The 26,583-nt window shown below is 72.7% G+C and carries 21 protein-coding genes; 17 read left to right on the forward strand and 4 right to left on the reverse strand.

Annotated elements, in window-relative coordinates; genetic code table 11:
* Positions 1-103 precede the first annotated feature (103 nt).
* From ACFWGN_RS07100 to ACFWGN_RS07110, 3 genes are all read left to right on the forward strand, one after another.
* Positions 104-808 (forward strand): GntR family transcriptional regulator, encoded by a 705-nt coding sequence (locus tag ACFWGN_RS07100; RefSeq protein ID WP_191804432.1) that lies wholly within the window; start codon positions 104-106, stop codon positions 806-808.
* 212 nt (positions 809-1,020) lie between these two features.
* Positions 1,021-1,575, forward strand: a complete 555-nt coding sequence (locus tag ACFWGN_RS07105; RefSeq protein WP_377616260.1) for a hypothetical protein — start codon at positions 1,021-1,023, stop codon at positions 1,573-1,575.
* Between the two features lie 40 nt (positions 1,576-1,615).
* Positions 1,616-1,789 (forward strand): hypothetical protein, encoded by a 174-nt coding sequence (locus tag ACFWGN_RS07110; protein WP_191804428.1) that lies wholly within the window; start codon positions 1,616-1,618, stop codon positions 1,787-1,789.
* On the opposite strand, the gene ACFWGN_RS07115 is transcribed toward ACFWGN_RS07110, so the two are convergent.
* Complete coding sequence (locus tag ACFWGN_RS07115; protein WP_377616262.1) at positions 1,786-2,478, reverse strand: HAD family hydrolase; 693 nt, start codon at positions 2,476-2,478, stop codon at positions 1,786-1,788. The genes ACFWGN_RS07110 and ACFWGN_RS07115 overlap by 4 nt on opposite strands.
* 288 nt (positions 2,479-2,766) lie before the next feature.
* Here ACFWGN_RS07115 and ACFWGN_RS07120 point away from each other — a divergent pair, with 288 nt between their 5' ends.
* From ACFWGN_RS07120 to ACFWGN_RS07170, 11 genes are all read left to right on the forward strand, one after another.
* Positions 2,767-3,846 carry a GNAT family N-acetyltransferase gene (locus ACFWGN_RS07120; RefSeq protein WP_377616263.1) on the forward strand — a complete coding sequence of 360 codons (1,080 nt, stop codon included), beginning with the start codon at positions 2,767-2,769 and terminating at the stop codon, positions 3,844-3,846.
* A 410-nt stretch (positions 3,847-4,256) separates the two neighbouring features.
* Entirely contained in the window at positions 4,257-6,533 is a 2,277-nt protein-coding gene (locus tag ACFWGN_RS07125; protein ID WP_377616264.1) for a peptidase C14, read from the forward strand.
* A 62-nt stretch (positions 6,534-6,595) separates the two neighbouring features.
* Positions 6,596-8,842 (forward strand): peptidase C14, encoded by a 2,247-nt coding sequence (locus tag ACFWGN_RS07130; RefSeq protein WP_377616265.1) that lies wholly within the window; start codon positions 6,596-6,598, stop codon positions 8,840-8,842.
* A 729-nt stretch (positions 8,843-9,571) separates the two neighbouring features.
* Positions 9,572-10,879: a Gfo/Idh/MocA family protein gene (locus tag ACFWGN_RS07135; RefSeq protein ID WP_377616266.1), complete on the forward strand. Its 1,308-nt coding sequence runs from the start codon at positions 9,572-9,574 to the stop codon at positions 10,877-10,879.
* Positions 10,880-11,036: 157 nt separating this feature from the next.
* On the forward strand, positions 11,037-12,308 hold the full coding sequence (locus tag ACFWGN_RS07140; RefSeq protein ID WP_354509394.1) for a sugar ABC transporter substrate-binding protein: 1,272 nt from the start codon (positions 11,037-11,039) through the stop codon (positions 12,306-12,308).
* Between the two features lie 78 nt (positions 12,309-12,386).
* Positions 12,387-13,391 carry a carbohydrate ABC transporter permease gene (locus tag ACFWGN_RS07145; protein ID WP_225220737.1) on the forward strand — a complete coding sequence of 335 codons (1,005 nt, stop codon included), beginning with the start codon at positions 12,387-12,389 and terminating at the stop codon, positions 13,389-13,391.
* Positions 13,388-14,320, forward strand: coding sequence for a carbohydrate ABC transporter permease (locus tag ACFWGN_RS07150; RefSeq protein WP_377616267.1), 933 nt, complete (start codon positions 13,388-13,390; stop codon positions 14,318-14,320). Before ACFWGN_RS07145 ends, ACFWGN_RS07150 begins: the two co-directional genes overlap by 4 nt.
* A 5-nt stretch (positions 14,321-14,325) precedes the next feature.
* Complete coding sequence (locus tag ACFWGN_RS07155; RefSeq protein ID WP_377616268.1) at positions 14,326-15,432, forward strand: NAD-dependent epimerase/dehydratase family protein; 1,107 nt, start codon at positions 14,326-14,328, stop codon at positions 15,430-15,432.
* Positions 15,432-16,586: a dihydrodipicolinate synthase family protein gene (locus ACFWGN_RS07160; RefSeq protein ID WP_377616269.1), complete on the forward strand. Its 1,155-nt coding sequence runs from the start codon at positions 15,432-15,434 to the stop codon at positions 16,584-16,586. The genes ACFWGN_RS07155 and ACFWGN_RS07160 overlap by 1 nt, the downstream gene beginning before the upstream one ends.
* Positions 16,587-16,593: 7 nt before the next feature.
* Complete coding sequence (locus ACFWGN_RS07165; protein WP_377616270.1) at positions 16,594-17,619, forward strand: hydroxyacid dehydrogenase; 1,026 nt, start codon at positions 16,594-16,596, stop codon at positions 17,617-17,619.
* A 90-nt stretch (positions 17,620-17,709) separates the two neighbouring features.
* On the forward strand, positions 17,710-18,285 hold the full coding sequence (locus ACFWGN_RS07170) for a tRNA (cytidine(34)-2'-O)-methyltransferase (protein ID WP_191806028.1): 576 nt from the start codon (positions 17,710-17,712) through the stop codon (positions 18,283-18,285).
* Positions 18,286-18,331: 46 nt separating this feature from the next.
* Here the strand turns inward: ACFWGN_RS07170 and ACFWGN_RS07175 are convergent, their stop codons facing one another.
* Positions 18,332-18,868: a hypothetical protein gene (locus ACFWGN_RS07175; RefSeq protein ID WP_377616271.1), complete on the reverse strand. Its 537-nt coding sequence runs from the start codon at positions 18,866-18,868 to the stop codon at positions 18,332-18,334.
* Between the two features lie 237 nt (positions 18,869-19,105).
* On the opposite strand from ACFWGN_RS07175, the gene helR reads away from it, so the two are divergent.
* Positions 19,106-21,265, forward strand: a complete 2,160-nt coding sequence (gene helR / locus ACFWGN_RS07180) for an RNA polymerase recycling motor ATPase HelR (protein ID WP_377616272.1) — start codon at positions 19,106-19,108, stop codon at positions 21,263-21,265.
* A 133-nt stretch (positions 21,266-21,398) separates the two neighbouring features.
* Complete coding sequence (locus ACFWGN_RS07185; RefSeq protein WP_377616273.1) at positions 21,399-22,385, forward strand: aldo/keto reductase; 987 nt, start codon at positions 21,399-21,401, stop codon at positions 22,383-22,385.
* Between the two features lie 94 nt (positions 22,386-22,479).
* On the opposite strand, the gene ACFWGN_RS07190 is transcribed toward ACFWGN_RS07185, so the two are convergent.
* The gene (locus ACFWGN_RS07190; protein ID WP_377616274.1) at positions 22,480-23,955 is read right to left on the reverse strand and encodes a xylulokinase; all 1,476 of its coding nucleotides are present in this window, start codon (positions 23,953-23,955) and stop codon (positions 22,480-22,482) included.
* 46 nt (positions 23,956-24,001) lie between these two features.
* Complete coding sequence (gene xylA / locus ACFWGN_RS07195; RefSeq protein ID WP_318244696.1) at positions 24,002-25,183, reverse strand: xylose isomerase; 1,182 nt, start codon at positions 25,181-25,183, stop codon at positions 24,002-24,004.
* Between the two features lie 97 nt (positions 25,184-25,280).
* Here xylA and ACFWGN_RS07200 point away from each other — a divergent pair, with 97 nt between their 5' ends.
* Positions 25,281-26,567: an ROK family protein gene (locus tag ACFWGN_RS07200; RefSeq protein ID WP_377616275.1), complete on the forward strand. Its 1,287-nt coding sequence runs from the start codon at positions 25,281-25,283 to the stop codon at positions 26,565-26,567.
* Positions 26,568-26,583 lie beyond the last annotated feature (16 nt).

The raw sequence follows: 26,583 nt of genomic DNA on the forward strand, positions 1-26,583 counted from the left end.
ACGCCCCGGCACGCCCCACGGGCGAGGAGCCGGGCAGAGGTCGCCGACCGCTATCCTTCGGGGCACCCTCCCGGATCGGACCGCAGAACACTACGGAGAAGCCATGGCGCTCAAGAGCGTGCCCGACCTGAACGTCGCCGACCGCGTGACCGTCGAGCTGCGAGAGGCGATCTTCAGCGGCGACCTCGCGCCGGGGTCACGACTCGTCGAGCGCAAGCTCGCCGAACGGCTCGGCACGAGCCACATCCCCGTCCGCGAGGCACTCACCCGGCTGACCGAGGAGGGGCTGGTCGAGCGTCTCCCCCACCGCGGGGCACGCGTCGCCGCGCTCACGAGCCGCGACCTCGAGGAGATCTCGAGCCTGCGCACCCTCCTGGAGCAGTTCGTCGTCGTGCGCGTGCAGGCCGAGTGGGACGCCAAGACGGAGGCGCGCCTGCGCAAGACCGTGCAGCAGATGGTCGACGCAGCCGAGCGCGGGAGCTCGGCGCGCGTGTTCGAGCTCGACCGTCGCTTCCACGAACAGCTCTGGGAGCTCGCCGACCACCGCATGCTCATGACCATCACCTCGCAGCTCCGTTCGCGGATCACGGGCTTCCTGCGCGCCGCGAACGTGGCGCTGGACCCCGAGGCCCGCGTCGCGCACGCCGAGACGCACAACCTCATCATCGACGCGATCGCGAGCGGCGACCCCGAGCGAGCGCGCGCCGTGATGGCCGAGCACATCGGCGAAGCCGCGGCGCGGCTCGAGAGCCACACCGAGGACGGCGACGTCGCCGACGCGCCCGCGGTGGAGGCCGGGGGTTCCTGACGCACGGTCCTCGTCGTCGGGCGGGCCGTTCGGGTGGTCGCGAGACAGGTCCTGGCAGCCCGGACTCACGCTCGGCGCGTCCTCGAAGGCGCGTCCCGGGAGGCGCTTCGAGGAGCGCGCCGAGCGCCTCGACCATCGAGCCGTAGCGACGCGGGGCGTCCCCCTCGTCCGCCCTCGTTGACGGGGGGTGCCCGTCACGCCACAGTGCTCCCATGACGACCACCGTCGACGCCACCTCCCTCCTCGCAGCGACCGAGGCCAGGCGTCGCGCCCAGCGACGCGCCACGTCCCTCCCGCTCACGGGGACGGCCGCGGGGCTCGCCGTCCTCGCCGTGTCCCTCTGGGTCGACCCCTGGGGGTTCTACCCGGGGGTGCTCGTCCCGTCCTTCGTGTACCTCGCGATGTGGCTCGTCGCCGCGCGTCGCAGGAGGCCCGGGCCCGCGTGGACGACCGAGGGCAAGGACCGGTACGGCGTGGTCCTGCTCGTGCTCGTCCTGCTGGCGTACTTTCCGGGTGCCCTGCTGCTGACCCGGTTCGCCGGTCCTGCCTTCGCGCTCGGCATCGGTCTGCTCCTGCTCGCCCGTCGTGCGGAGGACCCGCTGCTCCGGGGCCCGGGGATCGTGCTGGTCGTGACGAGCCCCCTCATCGCGCTCGTCCTGTCCCCTGTGCTGACGGGCCCCTTGCTCCTGGCGCTCGCGATCGGGTGCGGCGCGCTCGCCCTCGTCGCGCACCGGCGAGAGGCCGCGATGCTGGCGGATCTGGGGTGACCGTGGGGCCCGTCGGCCGCGACGGGTTCAGGAGGAGGGCGTGAACGAGCTCGGCATCAGCACCGCCATGGAGGCGACGGGGCCGGGGGCAGTGGCGTACCGCGACGAGTGGACCGTCGACGGCACGGCAGGCGGACCCGTCGGTCGAGCGCGCCGTTCGAGCTGTCGCGAGACAGGTCCCGGCAGCCCGGACGTCACGCTCGGCGCGTCCTAGGAGTCGCTTCGAGGAGTCGCTTCGAGAAGCGCGCCGAGCACCTCGACGGTCGAGCCGCGGGCGACGTCCGGCGACCAGTCCTCGGCCCAGGCTCGGCCGTGCGCGACCCACCCGGTCCGCAGGCCCGCGTCCCGTCCCCCACGCACGTCCGCGACCGGGTGGTCACCGACCATCCACGCGGAACCCGGCCCGGCTGAACACGCCGACCCGATCACTGCGGATGCCGCAGCGAAGATCCGTCGATCAGGCTTCGCGACGCCCACCTCCTCGGAGATCACGACCCCCGACACGAGGTCCACCAGCCCGGTCCGGTCGAGCTTGGCCCACTGCTGGCCCGCCGTCCCGTTCGTCACGACGACGACGGGGATCCCCGCGGAACGGAAGGCCTCGACGCACGCAGTCACGCCCGGGTACGGAGCGATCCACGCGAGATGCTCGAACAGGAGGCGGTCCACCAGGTGGGCGACGTCGTCGGGCAGGTGGAATCGCGCGCGCATCTGCTCGGCGAGCGCGGCCCGCGGCGTGTAGCCGTCACCGTCGGCCGCGGCGAGCCACCGGGCGGCGTCGGCGCCGAGTCCGCGGTCGCTCGTGAACGCCGAGGCCCAGGCCGCGAAGGCCCCGGCCCGGTCGACGAGGGTGTTGTCGAGGTCGACGAAGAGCGCCCGGACGGGCGCAGCGGTGTCGAGCATGTGGTTGGCGCTCCTCGAACATGCGGTGGGCGTCGGAATCCAGGCGATTCACGACCGTAACCACATGTTCGGCAGCGAGGGGAGGACGGTCGAGGTCTGAACACTTCGTGCGAGGTCCAGCCCGACCTCGCACGCGCTTCGTTGCCGTGCATCGTTCACTCGAGAACGTGGTTGCGAGACTATTCTTGCTATAGCAAAGCGTCAAGCCGACGGCGGTGGGCCCGCACCGACCGCCACGCGCACCCGCCCCCACCTGCGACGACACCCGCAGGCCCACCGAGGAGACCCATGGAATTCCGCACCGCGACGCCCGCCGACGTCCCGTCGCTGTACAAGCTGTGGGCCGCGGCGTTCGACGCCCCGCTCATGGTCCCGGTCTACGAGACCGACGCGCGCCGGCTCGACCGCACGATCGTCGCGGTCCTCCCAGGGGCGGGTACCGTCCCGGACCGCGTCGTCGCCTCGGTCTGCTGGAGCCCGCGCACGCTCGTGGGCCTTCCCGGGCCCGGCGGAGCAGCCACCACGCTCACCGTGGGCGGTGTCGCGAACGTCGCCTCGGCCCCTGACCTGCGCGGGCGCGGCCTGGTCCGCCTCGCGCTCGCCGAGGCCGTCACGCACATGGAGGCCGCGGGCATGGACGCCTCGCTGCTGTTCACGGGCACCCCTGGTGTGTACCGCCCGAGCGGCTGGGAGACCTTCGAGGTCCCCGTCGTCACGGGCCCCCTCCGGCCCGACGACGCCGCTCGCCCTGCGCGGTCGGGCCAGGCCGGGCTGCAGGGCCAGGCCGGGCTGCCAGGCCAGGCCGGGGTCGCCGTCCGCCACGAACCGGCGGCGCGCGCAGCCCTGGCCGGCCCCACCACGTTCCCCGCCTGGAGCGCCGACCTCCCGTGGCAGGACCTCGCCGCCCTCCACGACGCGTTCCACGCCGCCCCCGTGACGACGCGCCGCACGGCAGCGCACTGGCAGCGCCGGATCCCCCTCTGGTACTCGGCGGCCGAGCTCCTCACGGCCCGACGCCCCGACGGCGCGATCGCGGGCTACCTGGTCGTGGAGACCGAGGGCGAGACGCTGCGCGTGCGGGAGCTCGCCGTCGGGCCGGACGACACGTCGACGCTCGAGGCGCTCGCGAAGGCAGCCCACGCCCTGGGCCGCGAGCGCGGAGCGACCCGCGCCGAGGTGCGTCTGCCGCGCATCCCGGCGACGGCGATCCTGGCCGACGCGCTCCTGGCCACCGAGGGCCGCGAGACGACGTCGGACGCGACGGGCATGCTGCGTCCGGTCCTTCGGGAAGCGGCGGAGATCGACGCCCTGCGCGCGGCGACCAGCGGCCCGGCCGCCGGCTTCCACTGGCCCGGCGACTACCTGTGACGTGAGCGGGCGCCCGACGGGGACGCGCGCCGAGATGCGCCCAAGGGGGCAGCGGAGCCCCCGCCGAACCCCCGTCGGACGCATCTCGGCGCAGCGGGCACCCCGCCGGCAGCGTCCCGCCCCACCCCGCCCCGGAAAGGCCCGACGGACCTGGCGGCTCGTCACCAACCTCTTGACATTGCTATAGCACCGGCCTAACCTCCGGGAAATGCCCGATTCATCCGGACGCAACGAAGCGCATCCATCCTGCTGTCACGGCCTGCCGCACACAGCCTGAACCATCCTCTCGCACTCCCGTCCCCGGTCACCGCAGCCCCGGCCCGCCGGACTCCACCCGCACTCCCCCGTTGCCGTACGTCGGCCACGCCTGAACGGACCCGTCTCATCGACCCGTCCGAAGGGTGACCCACGTGAAGACCCCCCTGACTGCCCGCGAGAGCGCCGCAGCACCAGACCTCTCTCTCGACCCCGACCCCACCGCCCCCTCGCGCCGCGGCCTGCTGCGCGTCGCGGGCATGGGCGCGCTGGCCGCTACCGCGTTCGCGCTCTCCACGGGCACGGCACCCGCGGCCCTCGCCGCGCCGCTGGGCCTGAGCAAGGACAGCGAGCCCGACGACGAGCTCGCCGTCGCGACGTCCGTCGCCCAGCTCGTCGGCTGGCGTGCCAAGAAGATCGAGCACGGCACCGTGGTCCAGCTCCTGGGCCACGCGACCCCCGGCGACGGCGCGGCCCGCCTGGTCCGCTACGACGCGAAGAGCACCGCGGCCCCCGACGGAGGCACCGTGCTGGCGCCCGAGGACCTCGGGTCCGGGCTGGGCCCCGGACGGTGGCACACGCTCCACACCGGCACGGCCGACTTCCGCTGGTTCGGGATCTTCGGCGACGACGCCCCCACGGGCAGCGCCGACGACGCGCTCGACACGCTCGTGAACGACCCGACCGTGAGCCGCATCGAGGCGCACACGGACCTCAACTTCGTGCGCCGGCACACCTACGCGCGCTCCGACCTCGAGCTCGACTTCGGTGGCCGGACCGTCACGACCGAGGGCATCGAGCGCAACGCGCACGACAACCCCTTCGGCGCCGTGCTGTTCTTCCAGGGCACCGTCACGGACGTGACCCAGCAGCGCACGCTCGCCGAGACCATGCCCGACCAGCGCGACGTCTTCGAGGTCGCCGACTCGACCGCGTTCGCGGTCGGCGACTGGTGGACCGTGCAGGTCGACCCCCGGCCCGGCGGCGGACGCGACGAGCGCGAGCTCCAGCGGCTCGTGCAGGTCACCGAGGTCGTGGACGGGCAGCACGTGCGCGTCGACTACCGCAACGGCTGGGAGCTCGCCCCGGGCCGCGTGCTCGAGTGGCGCAAGGTCGTGCCGGTCGAGCAGGTCCACGTGCGGAACATGACGTTCATCGGCGCCGGACCCTACGACGGCCCCCTCAACGGCGAGCTCCCCGACGACCGAGAGTACAGCGGGTCGCACCCCGTCGCGTACGAGTTCGCGGTGCGGTGCGACGTCACGGACGTGCACGGCTCCAAGACGTGGTGGCCCGTCATCATGCGCCGCTGGAACACGTTCTTCGCGACCGAGCGCTGCTCGGTCGCCAACCCGCCCACGGTCTTCTACGGCGGCGCGGGCTACCTCACGCAGCAGATCTACTGCCTCTACGGACGCGTCGCGGACTGCCGCTCGCACAACGCGCGCCACCTCAACGACCTCACGGCCTCGGCCTACTGCATCGTCGAGAACTGCCACGGCGACGGCGACGACCAGGGCGGCAACCCGTTCACGACGCACGGTCAGTACGAGCACGACCTGGTGTTCCAGGGCAACAGCGGCCTCATGGACATCGCCAACTCGGGGGCGCAGTGGGGCATCAGCGCCAAGCGCATCACGGTCAAGCAGCACGTGGCCTCGTGGTTCACGGTCAGCACCAAGATCACGGACCTGACGCTGGAGGACGTGCACGTGGTCGCGCGCTCGACGTTCGACCAGCAGGGCAGCCTCACGGTCAACGCCGACGGCGTGCAGATGCGCGGCTGCACCGCGTCGTTCTTCGCGGTCGCCCAGCGTTCGAACCTCTCGAAGCGGCCCAACGTCATCGAGGACTGCCACTTCTCGCTGCCCGTCGGCAGCGTGCTGCACCAGACCCCCGTCGCGAACCCGGTCCACTTCGTCCGCACGAGCTTCACGGGCTTCGACGGCACGATCATGCGCGGCGCAGGGCCGGTGACCTTCACCGACTGCACGTTCGTCGGTTCGACCGACGAGGCCACCCCTGCAGCCCCCGCGCTCGTCGGGTCGGCCGACGTCACGATCAGCGGCGGCACCCTGACCGGGACGGGCATCCAGCTCAGCGCGGTCCGCGACCAGAGGCTCACGGTCCACGGCACGCGGATCTCCGGCACGACGACGGCGGGCGCCCTGGTCTCGCGGGCTGCGGGCCCGGGCACGGTCCAGGTGGACCTGCGCGGCGCGACGCTCGCCGCGAGCGGGGCCACCGCGCACGTCGCGCTGACCTCGGGCACCGACGCGCTGACCGCGGTCGGTGCGCGCTTCACGGGCGGCCGGTACGACCTGGCCCCGACCACGCGCGTGCTCCAGTCCGGCTGCGTCGAGCAGGGCGTCGACCGCACCGGCTTCCCCGAGGGCGAGCGCGTCCTCGTCACCGACTCGCTCGCGCTGTGAACCGCACGAGCGTCCCCCTCCCCCGCCACTCCGCAAGCACCCCCGATGAAAGGCACCTGCAGATGACGAACCTCCTCACGTCCGGACGGACCCCCGGCGAGCCGGCGACGACGCCGAGCTCTGCTCCCGCGGTCGAGGCCCCCTCGCGCCGCAACCTGCTGCGCGTCGCCGGGATCGGCGGCCTCGTGGCCGCGGGCGCCCTGATGGGCACGCACCCAGCCGCAGCCGCCACGCCCGCCGCCGCCGCGCCGTCGGGCGTGCTGCCCATGAAGAAGGACGAGCCCGACGACGAGGTCCTGGTCGCGGCGTCCGTCGCCCAGCTCGTGGGCTGGAAGGCCAAGAAGATCGACGACGGGACCGTCGTCCAGCTCCTCGGCCACGCGACGCCGGGCGACGGCGCCGCGCGCCTGGTGCGGTACGACGCCAAGAGCGACGTCGCGGCCAACGGCGGCACGGTGCTGGCGCCCCAGGACACCAAGGGGAAGGGAAGGTGGCACACGCTCCACACGGGCACCGCCGACTTCCGCTGGTTCGGGCTGTTCGGGAAGGACACCCCCGCCGACGACGCCCTCGACGCGCTCGTGAACGACCCGACCGTGAGCCGCATCGAGGCGCACACGGACCTCAACTTCGTGCGCCGCCACCGGTTCACGCGCTCGCACCTCGAGCTCGACTTCGGTGGGCGCACCATGACGACCGAGGGCATCGAGAAGGCCGGGCAGGACGACCCGTTCGCGGCCGTCCTGTTCTTCCGCGGCACCGTGACCGAGGACGTCCGCACCCACAAGCTCACTGCCGTGATGCCCGAGCTGCGCGACGACTTCGAGGTCGCCGACTCCTCGAAGTTCGCCGTGGGCGAGTGGTACGCGCTCGAGGTCGACGCGCTCGCGGGCAGGTGGGAGCGCGAGCTGCAGCTCCAGGTCCAGGTCACGCAGATCGTCGACGCGACGCACGTGCGCGTCAACTACCTCAACGGCTGGGAGCTCGCCGCCGGCCGCACCCTCACGTGGACCAAGGTCGAGCCCGTGCAGCAGGTGCACGTGCGCAACCTGTCGTTCGTGGGCGTCGCGGGCGGCGACCAGTACACGGGCTCGCACCCGCTCGCGTTCGAGTACGCGGTGAGCTGCGACGTCGAGAACGTGCACGGCGTCGCGACGTTCTGGCCCCTGGTCATGCGCCGCTGGTCGACGTTCTTCACGACGTCGCGCTGCTCGCTCGCCAACCCGGCCTCGATCACGTGGGGCGGCGCGGGCTACCTGACGCAGCAGATCTACTGCCTGTACGGGCACGTGTCCGACTGTCACACCTCGAACTGCCGCCACCTCAACGACTGGACGGCCTCGGCGTACGGCCTCGTGGAGAACTGCCACGGCGACGGCGACGACCAGGGACCGTTCGTCACGCACGGCCAGTACGAGCACGACCTGACGTACGTCGGGAACTCGGGGCTCATGACGTTCGCGAACTCGGGTGCGGCGTGGGGCTCGTCGGCCAAGCGCATCACGGTCAGCAAGCACGTGTGCTCGTGGTTCGTGGCGCGCGTCAAGGTCACCGACCTGACGCTCGAGGACGTCCAGGTCATCCGCAAGGAGGGCCTCGCGGGCTCGGGCATGCTGTGGGTCAACGCCGACGGCGTCCAGCTGCGCGGCTGCCAGGCCGACGACACGCTGATCATCTCGCAGGCGTCGAGCCGCTCGAAGCGCCCCAACGTGATCGAGGGCTCGCGCTTCAAGGTGCTGCCCGGAACGCCCGTGACGCAGGCCAACGTCACCAACCCCGTCCACCTGGTCCGCACGACGCTGAACGGGCTGGAGGGTGCGTCGTTCGCGGGCTCGGGTCCCGTGGTCCTCGACCAGTGCACGCTCGAGGCCGCCGAGGGCAAGGGCACCGTGACGGCGTCGGGCGACCTGACCGTCCGGGGCGGCGTGCTCCGCAACGTCGCGGTCGTCGCGGCGGGGACCGCGGAGCAGACCGTCCGGGTCGGCGACGGGGCCCGGCTCGAGGGCTCGCCCGCAGGCGGCACGTTCCTGAGCAGGGCGACGGCGGACAAGCCGGTCACCTGGAACCTGGACGGTGCACGATCCACCGCCCCGACGGGTGACACTGGTCACGTGAAGCTAGACGCAGGTATCAATCGATGGTCGGCCGTGGGCTCCACCTTCACGGGTGGTCGCCTCCAGCTCGCCGACGGCGCGTTCGGTGCGGGGTCCTACCTCCTGCACACGGGCAACGTGGAGAGCGGCGTGCAGCGCGTCGCGATGCCCGCGGACGGCCCGACGGTCTCCACGACGGGGACGCTCATGGTCTGACGCCCGACCGGGCCGGCGCCGGGCGCCTCGACGCCTCGGTGCCTCGACGCCGAACACGAGGTTGCGGTCGTTATCAGCGAGATAGCGACCGCAACCTCGTGCTCGGCACCGAGAGGTCGGCCGGTCGCGTGCTGCGGCCGTCGGTCTCGGCCCGGTCGTCGAGCATGCGGTTTCCGCCCGTCGACCATGCGGTTGTCGTCCCAGATCGCACGGATCGCGACGCCCACCGCATGCTCGGCGCCGGTGCCGGGCCTGCGCGACCAGCCCCGGCACCGGCGCCGAGAACGAGGTTCTGCCACCTCGACCACGAGGTTGCGGTCGTTGTCAGCGAGATAGCGACCGCAACCTCGTGCTCGGCACCGAGAGGAGGGCCCCGCCCGCTGACCCGCACGACCGACCCGCGGCCACACCCCGGTCGGCCACCGCCCGGCCGCATCCACCCCGGCGGTCGGCCTCACCCCGTCGGCCCACCCCGGGCCAGGGCCCCCACCCCGGCCCAGCGCCGCCCTCGCCCCGGCCCCACCCCGGCCGCCCCCGATCGGGCCGCCCGAAAGATAACGACTCGGTCGCAAGTTGACCTGACGGGCTGTCAGGGCGCAGGATCATCTGTCATAGTTGCTATAGCAAATAGCAAAAGAAGCCGTACTCGCCCGGCCCCTCACCGCACCACCCGCTCGCTCCGCACCACCCGTTCGCCCCGCAGCCCCCGCAACGAAGCAAGGACCGCTCGTGACCCGCAATGATGCACCCGTGACCGTCGCCCTCGTGGGCGCCGGCAACCGTGGTCAGACCTACGCACGCTGGATCGCCGCGCACCCCGACCGTGCCCGCCTGGTCGCGGTCGCCGACCCGCGCCCCTTCCAGCGCTCGCTCGTGGCGTCCGGCTCGGCGGCGGCGAACCCCGACGCCGCCCCCGTCGCGGAGTTCGCCGACCGGGAGTCGCTGGTCGCAGCGGGCGACGGGACGACGGGCGCCCCCGCCCGCCTCGCCGACATGGTCATCGTCGCGACCCAGGACCGTGAGCACCGCGACCCGGTCGTCGCCCTCGCCGCCCAGGGCTACGCGATCCTGGTCGAGAAGCCGCTCGCCCCGAGCCCCGAGGAGTGCCGCGACGTGGTCGACGCGGTCGAGGCCTCGGGCGTCCTGTTCGGCGTGTGCCACGTGATGCGCTACATGCCGTACACGGACCTCATGAAGTCGGTCGTCGACTCGGGCGTCCTGGGCGAGGTCGTCAACGTGCAGCACCTCGAACCGGTCGGCTGGTGGCACGACGCGCACTCGTACGTGCGCGGCCCGTGGCGCTCGGAGAAGACGTCGAGCCCCATGCTGCTCGCGAAGTCGAGCCACGACCTGGACTGGATCCGCTACGTCACGGGCAAGCGGATCACGACGGTCGCGAGCTTCGGCTCGCTCAAGCACTTCCGGCCCGAGGAGCGTCCCGAGGGCGCGGCGGACCGCTGCCTGGACTGCCCGCTCGAGCCGACCTGCCCGTACTCCGCGCCGCGCCTGTACCTGGGCACGCTGCGCGAGAAGGGCGCCATCTGGCCCGTCACGGTCGTCACCGACGGCACCGACGAGGCCTCGGTGATCGAGGCGCTGCGCACGGGCGACTACGGGCGGTGCGTCTACGCGTCGGACAACGACGTCGTGGACCACCAGGTCGTCGCGATGGAGCTCGAGGGCGGTGGAGCGGCGACGTTCACCATGACGGCCTTCTCGGAGCAGGACCACCGCAAGACGCAGATCTTCGGGACCCACGGATGCCTCGACGGCGACGGCGAGAAGATCCGGGTCACCGACTTCCGGGACGGCTCGGTCACGGTCCACGACTCGGGTCACCACGGTGCGACCAACGCGGCCGACGACCACGGCGGCGGCGACTCGGGGGTCATGGACGCGTTCGTGCGTGCGGTCGCGACGGGCGACGCGTCGCACGTCCGCTCGGGCGCCGTCGAGTCCCTCCAGAGCCACCTCGCCGTGTTCGCGGCCGAGGAGTCACGGCACTCACGCACCGTCGTGGAGGTCCCGGCCCGCTAGCAGCACGTCCCGTCCGGACGGGTACCCCCCGCCCGGGCACCGAAGCAGCACCTCGCAGGGAGCAGCGAAGCACCCGAGAGCACCACCGCACGACCCCCGAAACATCCAGCAAGCATCCAGCACGGTAGTCATCGTTCGACGTCAAAGGAGCACGAAAATGACCATGCCGAAGAAGCACGTGGTGACCGCGATCGCCGCGATCGCCAGCCTCGGCGCCCTCACCGCGTGCAGCGGTGGCGGCACGACCGGCAGCTCGACCCCCGTCCCCTCGGACGGCGCGGCCTCGGGCTCGGTGACCATGTGGACCTACCCCGTCATCGCCGACGAGGCGGCCCACAAGAAGTTCTGGGACGAGCAGATCGCCGAGTTCACGGCCGAGAACCCCGACGTCGACGTCAAGGTCGAGATCTACCCGTGGGCCGGCCGCGACGAGACGCTCGCGACGGGCATCGCGGGCGGCAAGGGCCCCGACGTCGTCTACCTCATCCCGGACCAGCTCCCCAAGTACGCGAAGTCCCTCGCGGCGGTCGACAACTACATCACCGACAACACGGGCGACCTGCGCGAGAACGCGGCCAAGTCGGTGAGCATCGACGGGGCCATGATGGGTGCGCCGCTGATCATGAACTCGAAGCCGCTCGTGTGCAACGCCGCGGCGTTCGACGCGATCGGCGAGTCGGGCAACTACCCGGCCACGTGGGACGACCTCATGGCGCTGGCCCCGAAGTTCAAGGACGCCGGCTACGACGTCACGAACTACTGGGGTGCGGTCGACGCGACGCTCAACGAGTCGTTCTACCCGCTGCTGTGGCAGGCGGGCGGCTCGGTGTTCTCCGAGGACGGCACCGAGGTCGCGTTCGACTCCCCCGAGGGCATCGAGGCGCTCCAGTTCGTCACCGACCTGGCCGAGGGCGGGTTCGTCGAGAAGGACCTGCTGACGACGATCCCGGCGTTCGAGCAGACCCGTACCGCGCAGGGCAAGATCGCCTGCACGTGGCAGCAGGGCCCCGGCGACGTCGCGAGCTTCTGGGGCGAGGAGAACACGGTCGTGCTCCCCTCCCTCAAGGAGGCCGAGTCGATCGGCTACGGCACGGTCGGATCGCTGGCCCTCATGAAGAAGGCCGAGAACCTGGACGCTGCGGGCAAGTGGCTCGCGTTCGCCACGCGCCCCGAGGCGTCGGCCGAGTACGCGAAGGCCGCGGGCTGGTTCACGCCGTACACCTCGCAGACCGGCCTGTACGGCGACGACGCGACCATGGCGGCCCTCGAGGCCACGCTCGACGCCACCACCTCCGGCGACCTCAACGAGAAGTCCCGTGAGGTCATGGGCATCCTCGCCCCGGAGATCCAGGCCGCGCTCATCGGTCAGAAGACCCCCGAGCAGGCCATGAAGGACGCGGCCGCCGCCGCGAACCCGCTCCTCGGCTGATCTCGCACCACACCCACCGGGCCGGGAGGCCGCCGCTGACGCGGCCCCCGGCCCGGTGAGGCGAAGGAGAAGAACCTCATGACAGCAACCACCCCGTCCGGAGACGTCCTCGGGACAGGCGTCCAGGGCTCGCTGCCCGACGGCGCCACGCCCGTCGCGCGGAGCGCGTCCGGTGGGCCCTCGGGCCCGTCGGGCAGCAAGGCCCCCTCGACGTTCCGCCGCACCATGGCCCGCCGCGAGGCCCGTATCGGCCTGCTCTTCGCGCTCCCGGCCTTCCTGCTCTTCCTGGCCTTCCGGTTCGGACCGGCGATCGCCGGCGTGGGGCTGAGCTTCTTCGACTACACCATCGGGGACACGGCCACGTGGACCGGCCTCGACAACTTCGAACGCATGGTCAACGACCCGATCTTCTGGTCCGCGATGCGCGTGACCCTGATCCTCAGCGTCCTGATCGTGCCGCTGTCGCTCGCGATCTCGACGTTCATGGCGCTCCTGGTCCGCCGCTCGTTCCGCGGGTCGGGCTTCTACCGCTCGGTGTTCTTCCTGCCCGTGGTCACGAGCCTCGTGCTCGCCGCGACCGTGTTCACCTGGGTCTTCTCGACCGGGGGCCCGTGGTCGCAGCTCATGGGCCTGATCGGCCTGTCGACCGACTCGTGGCTCGGCAGCACGACCCTGGTCCTGCCCGCGCTGGCCCTGGTCTCGATCTGGTCGCGCTTCGGGTACGGGATGCTCATCCTCCTGGCCCGCATGCAGGACCTGCCGCGCGAGCTCGAGGAGGCCGCGGCGCTCGACGGCGCGAACGCCTGGCACCGGTTCTGGCACATCATCATGCCGCAGCTCAAGCCCACGCTCTTCTTCCTGGCGGTCATCGAGACCACGGCGTCGTTCCAGATCTTCGACCTGGTCTACACCATGACGGGCGGCGGGCCCGCCCGCGCGAGCTACAGCCTCGTCTACCAGATCTACGACCAGGGCTTCAAGTACTTCGACCTCGGCTACGCGAGCACGCTCGGCGTCGCCCTGTTCATCATCACCATCGTCGTTGCGTTGGTGCAGCGTCGCCTCATCGGGAGGGACAAGTGACCACGCTCACCACCCCCGGCAACCCGGGGCACCCCGGGACCGCTGCCGGTACCACCAGCCCGACCGACCTCACGCCCAAGGTGCGCCGCAAGCGCAGCAAGAACTCGGGCATGGACCTGACGCTGCGCGGCAAGATCGTGCGGTACGTCGTGCTGAGCCTCGCCGCGGTCGTCACGATCTTCCCGTTCTACGCGATGGTCGTGCTCTCGCTCAAGCCTGCGGCGGCGATCCAGTTCCCGCAGAGCCTCATCCCCACGAACCTGGGCTTCGCGGCCTACGAGCGCGTGCTCGGTGCCGGGAACATCTGGACCTGGTTCGGGAACACGCTCATCTACTCGGTCGTCTCGGTGGTCCTGGTCCTCGCGTTCTCCGCGATGGCGGGCTATGCGTTCGCCAAGAAGAAGTTCCCGGGCCGTGAGGCCATGTTCTGGTCGTTCCTCGCGATGGTCATGGTCCCGTACCACGTGACCCTAATCCCGACCTTCATCCTCATGGCGCAGGTCGGCGGCCTGGACACCTACTGGGGCCTGATCCTGCCGACGCTCGCGAACGCGCAGGCCGTGTTCCTCATGCGGCAGTTCATCATGGACATGCCCGACGAGCTCTTCGAGGCCGCCAAGCTCGACGGCGCGTCCGAGTGGCGCATCTTCACGCGCATCGTGCTGCCCCTGTGCAAGCCGATCCTCGCGACGCTCGGCACGTTCGTCTTCCTGTGGCACTGGAACGACTTCCTGTGGCCGCTCATCATGGGCCAGGGCACCGACCACTGGACCCTCACCGTGGGTATCGCGTCGCTGCAGCAGCAGGACGTGCCGCTCAACATGATCCTCGCCGGCGCGACCATCTCCTTCGTGCCGATCTTCGCCGCCTACCTCGTGGCCCAGCGCTACTTCCAGGAGGGCGTCACCATGTCCGGAATCAAGGGATAGCACTCGTGTCTTCGACCTCACCCAGCCCTCTGCCCGCTGCCGCCGTCGCTCCTGCCGGCGACTCCGCCGTCGGGCGCCCCGTCGGCCCCTCCTCGCTCGCCGAGCTCGAGGACCTGCTCACCACGCCCTCGCCCGCGCTCGTCGCGGACATGGCCGCACGCTCGGGCGACCTGGTCGTCCTGGGCGCGGGCGGCAAGATGGGCCCGAGCCTCACGGTCCTCGCCCGACGCGCGCTCGACGCCGCGGGCCGCACGGGCGACGCCGTCCACGCGGTCTCGCGCTGGTCGGACCCGGCCCAGGCCGACCACCTGCGCGACGCGGGCGTGAACGTCGTGACGGCCGACCTCATGACGGGCGACCCCGCGGTCCTGGGCGGCCTGCCCGACGGCGCGGACGTCGTCTACATGGTCGGTGCCAAGTTCGGCACGTCGTCGGCTCCCTCGCTCGCGTGGGCCGCGAACGCCGCGCTCGTGAGCGACGTCGCGCGCCGCTACGCGGACTCGACCATCGCCGCGTTCTCGACCGGGAACGTGTACCCGCTCGTCCCGGTCTCCTCGGGCGGCTGCTCCGAGGACGACCCGACCGGGCCCGTCGGCGAGTACGCCATGAGCTGCCTGGGGCGCGAGCGACTGTTCCAGCACGCGGCCCTCACGCGCGGCACCAAGGTCGCGAACATCCGCCTCAACTACGCGGTCGACCTACGCTACGGCGTGCTGTGCGACGTCGCCGCGCCGATCCTCGCGGGCGAGCCCGTCGACCTGACCACGAGCCACGTCAACGTCGTGTGGCAGGGGTACGCGAACGAGGTCGCGCTGCGTGCGCTCGGCCACGCGTCCTCCCCGGCCTTCACGGTCAACCTCACGGGCCCCGAGACCGCGTCAGTGCGCCGCCTCGCGGGGCTGCTCGGCGCGGGGCTGGGCCGCGAGGTCTCGTTCCAGGGCGAGGAGGCCGGGACGGCCCTGCTCAACGACGCGAGCCTGTGCCACGAGCTGTTCGGGTACCCCGACGTCTCGCTGCGCACGCTCGTCGACTGGCAGGCGCAGTGGCTCGCCGCGGGCCTGCCCACGAGCGGCAAGGCCACCAAGTTCACCGTCCGCGACGGGAAGTTCTGATGGCCTCGGTCCTCGACGCCATGGAGCCCGCGTCGCTCGCGCTCCTGCGCGCGGGCACGGTCATCCCGGCCCAGCCGCTCGCGCTGACCGCCGACCGCCGGTTCGACGAGCGCCGCCAGCGCGCCCTCACGCGGTACTACCACGCGGCCGGGGCCGGCGGCGTGGCCGTGGGCGTGCACACGACGCAGTTCGAGATCCGCGACGTCGGTCTCTACCGGCCCGTGCTCGAGCTCGCGGCCGAGGTGTCGCGCGAGACGCTGGGCGGGAACGCGCCCGCAGGTTCCGCGACCACGGGGCCGCGTCCGCTCGTCCAGGTCGCCGGAGCCTCGGGACCCACGGCCCAGGCCGTGGCCGAGGCCCAGGTCGCGGCCGAGCTCGGCTACGACGCGGTGCTCCTCGCGCCGCGCGTGGCCGGGCTGAGCGGCACGCGCGAGGAGGTCGAGCGCTACCTGCTCGACCGTACGCGGGCCGTGGGCGAGGTCCTGCCCGTGATCGGCTTCTACCTCCAGGAGGCGATCGGCGGGCCCCGCCTCTCGGTCGACTTCTGGCGCGAGTTCGCCGCGATCGAGGCCGTCGTGGCCGTCAAGGCTGCCCCGTTCAACCGGTACCGGACCATCGACGTCCTGCGCGGCGTGGCCGAGTCCGGCCGTGCGGACCAGATCTCGCTCTACACGGGCAACGACGACGCGATCATCGCCGACCTGGTCTCCGAGGTCGACGTCCCGGTCACGGGGAGCGCGAGCCCGTACACCGCGCGCTTCGTGGGCGGCCTGCTCGGCCAGTGGGCCGTGTGGACGCGCGGCGCGGTCGAGACCCTGCGCCTCGCCCAGGCCGCGCGCGGCGTCACGGCCGACGGCACGCTCACGGTGCCCGACGACGCGGCCCTGCGCCTCCTGGTCGCCCGTCAGACCGGGCTCACCGACGCCAACGCCGCGGTGTTCGACTCCACGAACGACTTCGCGGGGGTCATCGCCGGGGTGCACGAGGTCCTGCGCCGCCAGGGGCTGCTCGAGGGCATCTGGTGCCTCGACCCCGCCGAGACGCTGTCGCCCGGGCAGGCCGACGAGCTCACGCGCGTCACGGCCGCGTACCCGTGGCTCGGCGCGTCGGACGACGCGTTCGTCGCGGAGCACCTCGACGCGTGGCTGGCATGATTCCCCGATGAGCCGCACCCCGAGCGTCGTCAACGTCTCCCCCGCGCTGCGGGCCGAGTTCTTCACGCCCGCGGCGTGGGAGACGCTGACCGCGCTGACCGACGTGGTGCTCGTCGACGACCCGGCCACGCTGGGTGCGACGCTCGACGCCCGGGCGGGCGCTGCGTCGTCGGGCCTCTCGCACGCACAGGTGCTCGTCATCTCGTGGGGGACGCCGCGCCTCGACGCCGCGCTGCTCGACCGCCTGCCGGACCTGCGCCTGGTCGCGCACACGGGCGCGAGCGTCAAACCGTTCGTCACGCCCGAGCTGTTCGCGCGCGGCGTGCGCGTGACCCAGGCCGGGCAGGGCATGGCGCAGTCGGTCGGCGAGGTGTCGGTCGTGTTCGCGATGGCCCTCCTGCACCAGCTCCCGCGCTTCCACCACGGTCTCGCGTCGGGTGCCTCGTGGGAGGACGCCGAGGCCGCGCCGCCGCGGTACGAGATCGCGGGCACGCGCGTCGGCGTGATCGGCGCCTCCCGGACCGGGCGGGCGGCGATCACCATGCTGCGCGCGCTCGGGGCCGAGGTAGTGGTCGCGGACCCGACCCTGTCGGCCGCGGACGCCCAGGCCCTGGGCGTCGCGCTCGTGAGCCTCGACGACCTGCTCGCGACGAGCCGCATCAGCATGGTCCACGCGCCCACGCTGCCCGAGACGCACCACCTGGTCGGGGCGCGCGAGCTCGCGCTCATGCCCGACGGCGCCGGTCTCGTCAACACCGCCCGGTCGTGGCTGACCGACGAGGACGCGCTGCTGCGCGAGGTCGCGAGCGGACGGATCGACGCGGCGCTCGACGTGTTCGACGCCGAACCGCTGCCCGTCGACCACCCGCTGCGGACCCTGCCGAACGTGCTCCTCACGCCGCACCACGCGGCCGCGACGGTCCAGGGTCGGCTGCGGCAGGGGTCGATCGTGGTCGAGGAGATCGGCCGCTTCCTCGTGGGCGAGCCGCTGCAGCACGAGGTCGACGCGGCCGCGCTCACGCGGATGGGCTGAACCCTCCGAGCGGGCCGCGGGACGGGCAGGGTCTGGAGGTCACGCCCGTCCCGGCCCGTCGGGCGGCGCCACGGTGGGAGAATCGAGACCATGCCCGACGACGCACCCACCACGTCCGTGCCCGCACCTTCGCCCGGGGTCACCGGTGCCGAGGACTGGCGCCCGCACCTCGGCACCGACGCCGAGCGCCCGGCCCCGACGCTCCCCCACCTCGTGTTCTTCGAGCCCCGCATCCCCGGCAACACGGGCAACGCGATCCGCCTCGCGGCCGTGACGGGCGCCCGCCTGCACCTGGTCGAGCCGCTGGGCTTCGACCTCGACGAGCCCAAGCTCCGCCGCGCCGGGCTCGACTACCACGACCTCGCCGCGATGGAGGTGCACGCCGACCTCGAGGCGGCCCTCGCCTCGATGCCCGAGGCGCGCGTCTTCGCGTTCACGACCAAGGCCACCACGCGGCACACCGACGTCGAGTACCGCCCGGGCGACGTGCTGCTGTTCGGCCCCGAGCCCACGGGCCTGCCCGACGACGTCCTGGCGCACGCGCGCATCACCGACCAGGTCAAGATCCCCATGCTGCCCGGACGCCGGTCGCTCAACCTGACGAACAGCGCGTCGATCGCGATCTACGAGGCGTGGCGCCAGACGGGGTTCGCCGGCGGGGTCTGACCTCGCGAGCCGTGGCCGGGCCGGGGGGCGGGAACGCCTCGAAGGATCAGCCGCCGACGATCGAGAGCTGACCGGACGGGACGTCCTGGACGATCACCTGACCCGGCGCGCCGACCTGGGGGAACGCGAGGGCGACGACGACCGCCACCGCGACGACGCAGGCCGCCACGACGACGAGCCACCGAGATCCCGTCCGCCGGTCGGGTGCGAAGTCGTCGGACCGCCCCAGGGAGTCCAGGACGCGCGCTGCGCGGAGCACCGCCACGGTCAGCATCACGGCTCCCCCGGCGGCGGCCAGGGCGTGCGCCGTGGCCGCACCGTTGGCGGCGGCGTACTGCCACGTCGAGAGGTCGAGGTTGTCGAACCTGTCGACCGCGTACGCCTGGAACACCTGGGTCAGGAGCCTCAGCACGTACGAGACCCCGACCAGCAGGATCCCGACCGCCAGGAGGGGGAAGACCCGGCGACCGCGGGGCGTCGGGGGCGCGGGCTCAGCCGTCTCCGCGGCCGGGGAGTCCTCGTCCGGCTCGAGGTCGTCGAAGGTCTCTGCGTCGACGGGGACCAGCTCGATGGGATGCACCATCCGTGCATCCTGGCAGAAGCGACGCCCTGCGGGCCGGAGGTGCTGGGAACGGGGAGTGCTCACCCCTTCCACTCTCAAGATATAGCGCACAGGGGGCCTTGCGGCAAGGCCCCCGTCCTCCCGCAGAATGGTCGATCTCAGCCGCGAGCAGTGGGATGGAGAACCTCGGTCATGCGCGCCTCCTCGTCAGCGTTCCGGTCACCCCGCACCCGCACGAACCCGATCGGAGCCTCTCGCGTGCCCCCTCAGGACGACAGCCCGTTCGACCTTCCCGAGCGCCTCGCCGCGAAGGCGGACCCGGCCCTGATCGCCGCCGACGAGCGACACCTCGCCGCGGTCGCCGCGACCCTCGAGCACTCGGTCGCCGACCTGTCCGCGCGACTCGACGCCGCGCGCCGAGCCCCCGGCGGGTCCGGCACCGAAGCGCTCGAACGCGACCAGGAGATCCACCGGCTCAGCTCCCGGTTGCGTCTCCTGCAGAGGTACGGGATCGACCTGTGCCTGGGACGCCTGGTGCCGGCCGACGGGTCCGAGCCCGTGTACGTCGGGCGGCTCGGCCTGACCGACGCCGCCGGCCGACGCCTGCTGGTCGACTGGCGTTCGCAGCCCGCCGAACCGTACTTCGCGGCGACGCGTGCGCACCCCCTGGGTCTTGCGAGCCGTCGCCGGTACCGCTGGACGGGCGGGCGGATCAGCGACTACTGGGACGAGTCGTTCACCGCGGACGGTCACGACGACAGCGCCGCGCTCGACGACGAGTCGGCCTTCATCGCGAGCCTCGGCACCAGCAGGTCTCCCCGCATGCGGGACGTGCTGGGCACCATCCAGTCCGACCAGGACGCGATCGTGCGTGCCGACTCCCGCGGCGCCCTGGTCGTCGACGGCGGCCCCGGCACGGGCAAGACGGTCGTCGCGCTGCACCGCGCGGCCTTCCTCCTCTACTCCGACCCGCGTCTGGGGCACCACCACGGCGGAGTGCTCTTCGTCGGACCGCACGAGCCGTACCTCGCCTACGTCGCCGACGTCCTGCCGAGCCTCGGTGAGGAGGGCGTGCAGACGTGCACGCTGCGCGACCTCGTCCCCGAGGGGGCCGCGGCGACGCCGGAGACCGACCCCGAGGTGGCTCGTCTCAAGGCGTCGGCGAGCATGGTCGCGGCGATCGAGCCCGCGGTGCGGTTCTCCGAACGGCCGCCGACCGAGGGCATGGAGGTCGGCACCCCGTGGGCCGACGTCTGGCTCAGCACGGCCGACTGGGCAGAGGCGTTCGCGTCGCCCGACCCCGGCACCCCGCACAACGAGGCGCGCGACGAGGTCTGGGAGGCGCTGCTGACGATCCTCGTCGACAAGCACACCGACGAGACCGAGGACGTGCCCGAGGACCAGGTCCGCCGGTCGCTCCGTCAGAACAGGGACCTGGGCAAGGCCTTCAACCGGGCGTGGCCGCTCATCGAGGCGACCGACCTCGTCGCGGACCTGTGGTCGGTACCCGCCTACCTGCGGATGTGCGCCCCCTGGCTCACGCCCGCGGAGGCCCAGGCCCTGCAGCGCGACGACGCCCAGGCCTGGACCGTCGCCGACCTGCCTCTCCTCGACGCGGCGCACCAGCGCCTGGGCGACCCCGAGGAGTCGCGCCGACGACGCCGGAACCAGGCCGCCGCCGCGGCCGAGAGCGCGCGCATGGCCGACGTCGTCGACCACCTGATCGCGACCGACGACTCCGAGCTGCAGGTCATGTCGATGCTGCGCGGGCAGGACCTCCAGGGCGCGCTGGTCGACCCGTCCTCGCTCGAGACCGCGACCCCGGACCTGCTCGCGGGACCGTTCGCGCACGTCGTGGTGGACGAGGCGCAGGAGCTGACGGACGCCGAGTGGCAGATGCTGCTCCTGCGCTGCCCGTCGGGGAGCCTCACGATCGTGGGCGACCGGGCGCAGGCCAGGCACGGGTTCACCGAGTCGTGGGACGAACGGCTCGCCCGGGTCGGGCTCGACCGGGTCCGCTCCGCCTCGCTGAGCATCAACTACCGGACCCCGGAGGAGGTCATGACCGAGGCCGAGCCGGTCATCCGGGCCGCGCTCCCCGACGCCAACGTGCCGACGTCGGTCCGGCGCTCCGGGGTCCCCGTGGTGCACGGCGGCACGGCCGACCTGGACGCGATCCTGGCGACCTGGCTCGCGACGCACGACGACGGCACCGCGTGCGTGATCGGCTCCCCCTCGTTCGCGGGCACGCCGCGCGTGCGGTCGCTGACCCCGGTGCTCGCCAAGGGGCTCGAGTTCGACCTGGTGGTCCTGGTCGACCCGGAGTCGTTCGGCGAGGGGATCGAGGGAGCGGTCGACCGCTACGTCGCGATGACGCGCGCGACCCAGCAGCTCGTGGTCCTCGCTGACGGTCGCTGAGCCCGGGGCACCCCGGCGGCGGGACACCGGACACCGCAGCGCCGAGGGAGGTACCGCCAGGAACTCCCTGCCTCCTGCCGACGCCCGTAGCGTCGAGGTGAACCGATCGTCAGCACGACCTCAGGAGGACCGCATGGAGAAGCGAACGCTGGGCCAGGGGCTCGAGGTGTCCACGCTCGGGCTCGGCTGCATGGGCATGAGCCAGAGCTACGGACCCAACCCCGGTGACCGGGACGAGATGATCGCGGTGCTGCGTGGCGCCGTCGAGCGGGGCGTGACGTTCTTCGACACGGCCGAGGTGTACGGCCCGTACGTCAACGAGGAGCTCGTGGGCGAGGCCCTCGAGCCGCTGCGCGACCAGGTGGTCCTCGCGACCAAGTTCGGCTTCGACATCCGCGACGGGCGGTCCGTCGGGGTCGACAGCCGCCCCGAGCAGATCCGCCGCGTCGCGGACGCGTCGCTCGCGCGCCTGCGCACCGACCGGATCGACCTGTTCTACCAGCACCGCGTGGACCCCGCGGTGCCCGTCGAGGACGTCGCGGGCACGGTCGCCGAGCTCGTGGCCGAGGGCAAGGTGGCGCACTTCGGGCTCTCGGAGGCCGGCGCCGGCACCATCCGCCGTGCCCACGCGGTGCACCCCGTGACCGCGCTGCAGAGCGAGTACTCGCTGTGGACCCGGGAGATCGAGGCCGAGATCCTGCCGACGCTCGACGAGCTCGGCATCTCGCTCGTCCCGTTCAGCCCGCTCGGCAAGGGCTTCCTCACGGGCACCGTGGACACCTCGACCGAGTTCACCCCGGGGGACGTCCGCACCCTCATCCCGCGCTTCAGCGAGGAGAACCGCGCCGCGAACCAGGCGCTGGTCGACCTCGTCAAGGAGGTCGCCGCGGCCCACCGAGCGACCCCGGCCCAGGTCGCGCTGGCGTGGCTGCTGGCCCAGCGGCCGGACATCGTCCCCATCCCGGGCACGCGTCGGCTGTCGCGCATCGAGGAGAACCTGGGCGCGGTCACGCTCGACCTTCCCGCGGCCGACCTCACGGCGCTGGGCGAGGCCGCCGAGCGCCTGGGCGTCGCCGGGGCGCGCTACAACGAGGCCATGCAGAAGATGACCGGCCTGTAGTCGGCGCAGACCGGCTCGCAGACGCTGAGTGCGGAGCTCTTGTGCGACACGCCAGGCGTGTCGCACAAGAGCTCCGCACTCAGCGGCGACCTTCTCAGGTCAGGTCGCGCACCGCCGCGTACCGCGCACGGATCCCGGGCTCGGGGGCCGCGTCGTAGCCGCTGCTCGACGACGTCTCCCACCTCGGGGCCTCCGCCGCACCCGACAGCACCCAGGCTGCCTGGCGAGCGGCGCCGTCGGCCACGTACTCGCCCGGCTCGGGGACCGCGACGGGCAGGCCGAAGACCTGCGGCGCGATGCGCCGGACCGCCTCGGACTGCGCGCCGCCGCCGATCAGCAGCAGCCGCTCGACCCGGACCCCCTGCTCGCGCAGGGCGTCGAGACCGTCGGCCAGGCCGCACAGCATGCCTTCGACCGACGCCCGCGCGAGGTGCTCGGGCGTCATGGTGGACAACCGCATGCCGTGCAGCGTGCCGCTCGCGTCGGGCCGGTTGGGCGTGCGCTCGCCCTCGAGGAACGGGACGAGCACGAGCCCGTCCGCCCCCGCGGGCGCCTGGAGCGCGAGCCGGGACAGGCCCGCGTGGTCCACGCCCAGCACCCGCGCGGTCGCGTCGAGGACGCGGCTCGCGTTGAGGGTCACCCCGAGCAGCAGGAAGTTGCCCGTGGCGTCGGCGAAGCCGTTGACGAGCCCGCTCGCGTCGGCCGTGGCCGACGTGGCGATCGCCGAGACGACTCCCGAGGTCCCGATCGAGACCGCGACGTCGCCCGCGCCCATGCCGAGCCCCAGGGCCGCGGCCGCGTTGTCCCCGGCACCGGGGCCGATCAGGGCCCCACCGGTCACCGCGGCACCGGCCACGGCGGCCGAGGCCATCCCGCCGTCCTCGCCCGGGCCGAGGACCCGGGGCAGCAGGACGTCCGAGCGCCCGAGCGCGAGCTCGAGCAGGTCGGTGCGGTACGCACCGCGCCCGCCCTCGGCCGAGGCGTCGAAGTACCCCGTGCCCGAGGCGTCGGAACGGTCGGTCACGAGCGCGCCGAGGTCGGGCTCGAGGCCCTCGCTCCGCGGGCCGTAGCCGGCGATCCGCCACGTCAGCCAGTCGTGCGGGAGCGCGACGGCCGCGACGCGCGCCGCGTTCTCGGGCTCCGCGTCGCGCAGCCAGCGCAGCTTGGTGACCGTGAGCGACGCGACGGGCACCGAGCCGACGGCCTCGGCCCACGCCTTGGCGCCGGCACCGGGGTCCCCGTCACCGAGCTCGCGGATCAGGTCGACCGCGGCACCGGCCGAACGGGTGTCGTTCCACAGGAGCGCGGGACGGATCACCTCGCCGTCGGCGTCGAGGACGACCATGCCGTGCTGCTGCCCGCCCACGGCCAGGGCCGCGACGTCGTCGAGCCCGCCCGCGACCTGGACCGCGCTGCGGAACGCCGTCCACCAGGCGTCGGGCGAGACCTCGGTGCCGTCGGGGTGCGACGCCGAGCCGGAGCGCACGAGCGCCCCGGTCACGGCGTCACGGACGACGACCTTGCAGGACTGCGTCGACGAGTCGACCCCCGCGACGAGACCGCCGGTCATGCCGCACCCCCGCGCGTGGCCGCGGCCGACACGATTGCGCCCCTCATCAGCCGATCAGGTGCTTGAGCGCGAGCTGGTTGAGGCGCACGAAGCCGAAGTCGCGCTCGGCGGCGGCCTCGACGTCGAACTCCTCGTAGGCCGAGCGGTCCGCGAGCAGGTCGGCGACGGACTCGCCCGCGCCCAGCGTGGTCTCACCGAGCTCGAACACGCCCGAGTGCTTGAACGCGGCCTGGACCTCGGGGTCGGCCCGGTACTCGGCGGACTTGCGCGCGAGCATCGAGTAGGTCTCCATGTTGGCCTTGGCCGAGTCCCAGACGCCGACCTCGTTCTCGGTGCGCGAGGGCTTGTAGTCGAAGTGGCGGGGGCCCTCGTAGCGGGGCCCGCCGTTCGGGAAGCCGTTCTCGACGAGGTCGACCGTGAAGAACGCGGAGAGCAGGTCGCCGTGGCCGAACACGAGGTCCTGGTCGAACTTGATGGACCGCTGGCCGTTGAGGTCGATGTGGAAGAGCTTGCCGGCCCACAGCGCCTGCGCGAGGCCGTGCGTGTAGTTCAGGCCCGCCATCTGCTCGTGGCCCGTCTCCGGGTTGAGACCCACGATGTCGCCGTGCTCGAGCTTCGCGATGAGCGCGAGCGCGTGCCCGATGGTCGGGAGGAAGATGTCGCCGCGGGGCTCGTTGGGCTTGGGCTCGAGCGCGATCTTGATGTCGTAGCCCTGGTCCTTGATGTACGCGGCCGTGAGGTCGAGACCCTCGGCGTAGCGCTCGTGCGCGGAGTGGAGGTCCTTGGCGCCGTCGTACTCGGTGCCCTCGCGGCCGCCCCACATGACGAACGTCTTGGCGCCGAGCGACGCCGTGAGGTCGACGTTGCGCAGCACCTTGCGCAGCGCGTAGCGGCGCACGCCGCGGTCGTTCGAGGTCAGGCCGCCGTCCTTGAAGACGGGGTGGCTGAACAGGTTGGTCGTGACCATCTCGATGGTCAGGCCGGTCTCGTCGGCGGCCTTCTTGACCTCGCCGAGGAGCTGCTCGCGGGTCGCGTCGTCGGAGCCGAAGGGCACGACGTCGTCGTCGTGGAACGTGAAGCCCCACGCGCCGAGGTCCGCGAGCTTGCGGACGGACTCGGCCGGGTCGAGGTGGGGGCGGCTGGCTCCGCCGAACTGGTCCTGACCGGTCCACCCCACGGTCCACAGGCCGAAGGAAAAGTTGATGTTCTGGTCGATCGCGTCAGCCACGACAGTCTCCTCGTCGAGATGGGCCGGCTCCTCGGTCGAGCAGGCCACCATTTGTTGTATGGATGAACTTATGCGGTCCTGTCGGTAAGGTCAAGACGTGAACCGCGACGAGTCCTCGACCAGCGTCAGGACGCCCACCCGGGGGCGCTCCACGGCCGCCCGCCAGCACACCCTGCGCGAGTACAACCTCGCCCTGGTCTCGCAGGCGATCTTCGACGCCACGACCCCCCGCTCGCGCGCGGACATCGCCGGGACCACGGGCCTGACCCGCGCCACCGTGTCGGTGCTGGTCGACCAGCTCATCGAGGCGCGGCTCGTGCGCGAGCTCCCGCCCGCGACACCGTTGCGCGCGGGCCGCCCCGCCGTCCCGCTCACGCCCGCCGAGCGGACCGTGGTCGGCCTGGGGCTCGAGGTCAACGTCGACTACCTGGGCGGCACGGTCCTCGACCTCACCGGACAGGTCGTCGCGCAGGAGGTCGTCCCGGGCGACCTGCACGGCAGCGACCCCGCCGAGGTCCTCGGACGCCTGGGCGCGCTGGCCCGCCGTCTCGTCGAGGAGGTCGAGTCCCAGGACATGCAGGTCGCGGGCGCTCGGCTCGCCCTGCCCGGCCTGGTCGACGCGCGTGCGGGCCGCCTCCAGGTCGCACCCAACCTCGGCTGGTCCTCGTTCCTGCCCGTCCCGCTGCTCGGCCTGCCCGAGCGCCTGCCGGTCGAGATCGCCAACGAGGCCAACCTCGCGGGGCTCGCACAGCTCGTGGCCCCGGTCCCGCCGGGCGAGGGTGAGCCTCGCGCACCGCTCCCCGGGCCCGACGGCGCCGCTCCCCCCGTGCCGTCGTCGTTCCTGTACGTCTCGGGCGAGGTGGGCATCGGCTCCGCGATCGTGATCGACCGCGAGCTCTTCCTGGGCAACCGGGGCTGGAGCGGCGAGATCGGGCACGTCGTGGTCGACCCGCACGGGCCCCGGTGCCTGTGCGGGGCCACGGGCTGCCTCGAGCAGTACGCGGGCAAGGACGCGATGCTGCGCGCGGCCGGCATCCCCCTCGACGCCCCCGTCGAGAGGTTCCTCGACGCGCTCGAGGAGGGCACGCCGTCGGCCCTCGACGCCGCATCGTCGGCCGGGACCGCGCTGGGGCGCGCGCTCGCGAACTTCGTGAACCTCATCGACATCGAGACCGTGCTGCTCGGCGGGATCTACACCGACCTGCTCCCCCACCTGCGCGAGGCCCTGACGACCGAGCTCACGACACGCGTCCTCGCGTCGCCGTGGACCGAGCTCGACCTGCGGCCCGCGCTCGTGGCCGGGCACGCGGCCATGATCGGCGGCGCGCGCACGGTGCTGCGGGACGTGGTCGCGGCACCCTCGGCGTGGACGACGAGCGACTGAGCCCGCCCCACGACGG

Source organism: Oerskovia sp. NPDC060338 (assembly GCF_042726295.1).
Lineage (GTDB): Bacteria > Actinomycetota > Actinomycetes > Actinomycetales > Cellulomonadaceae > Oerskovia > Oerskovia merdavium.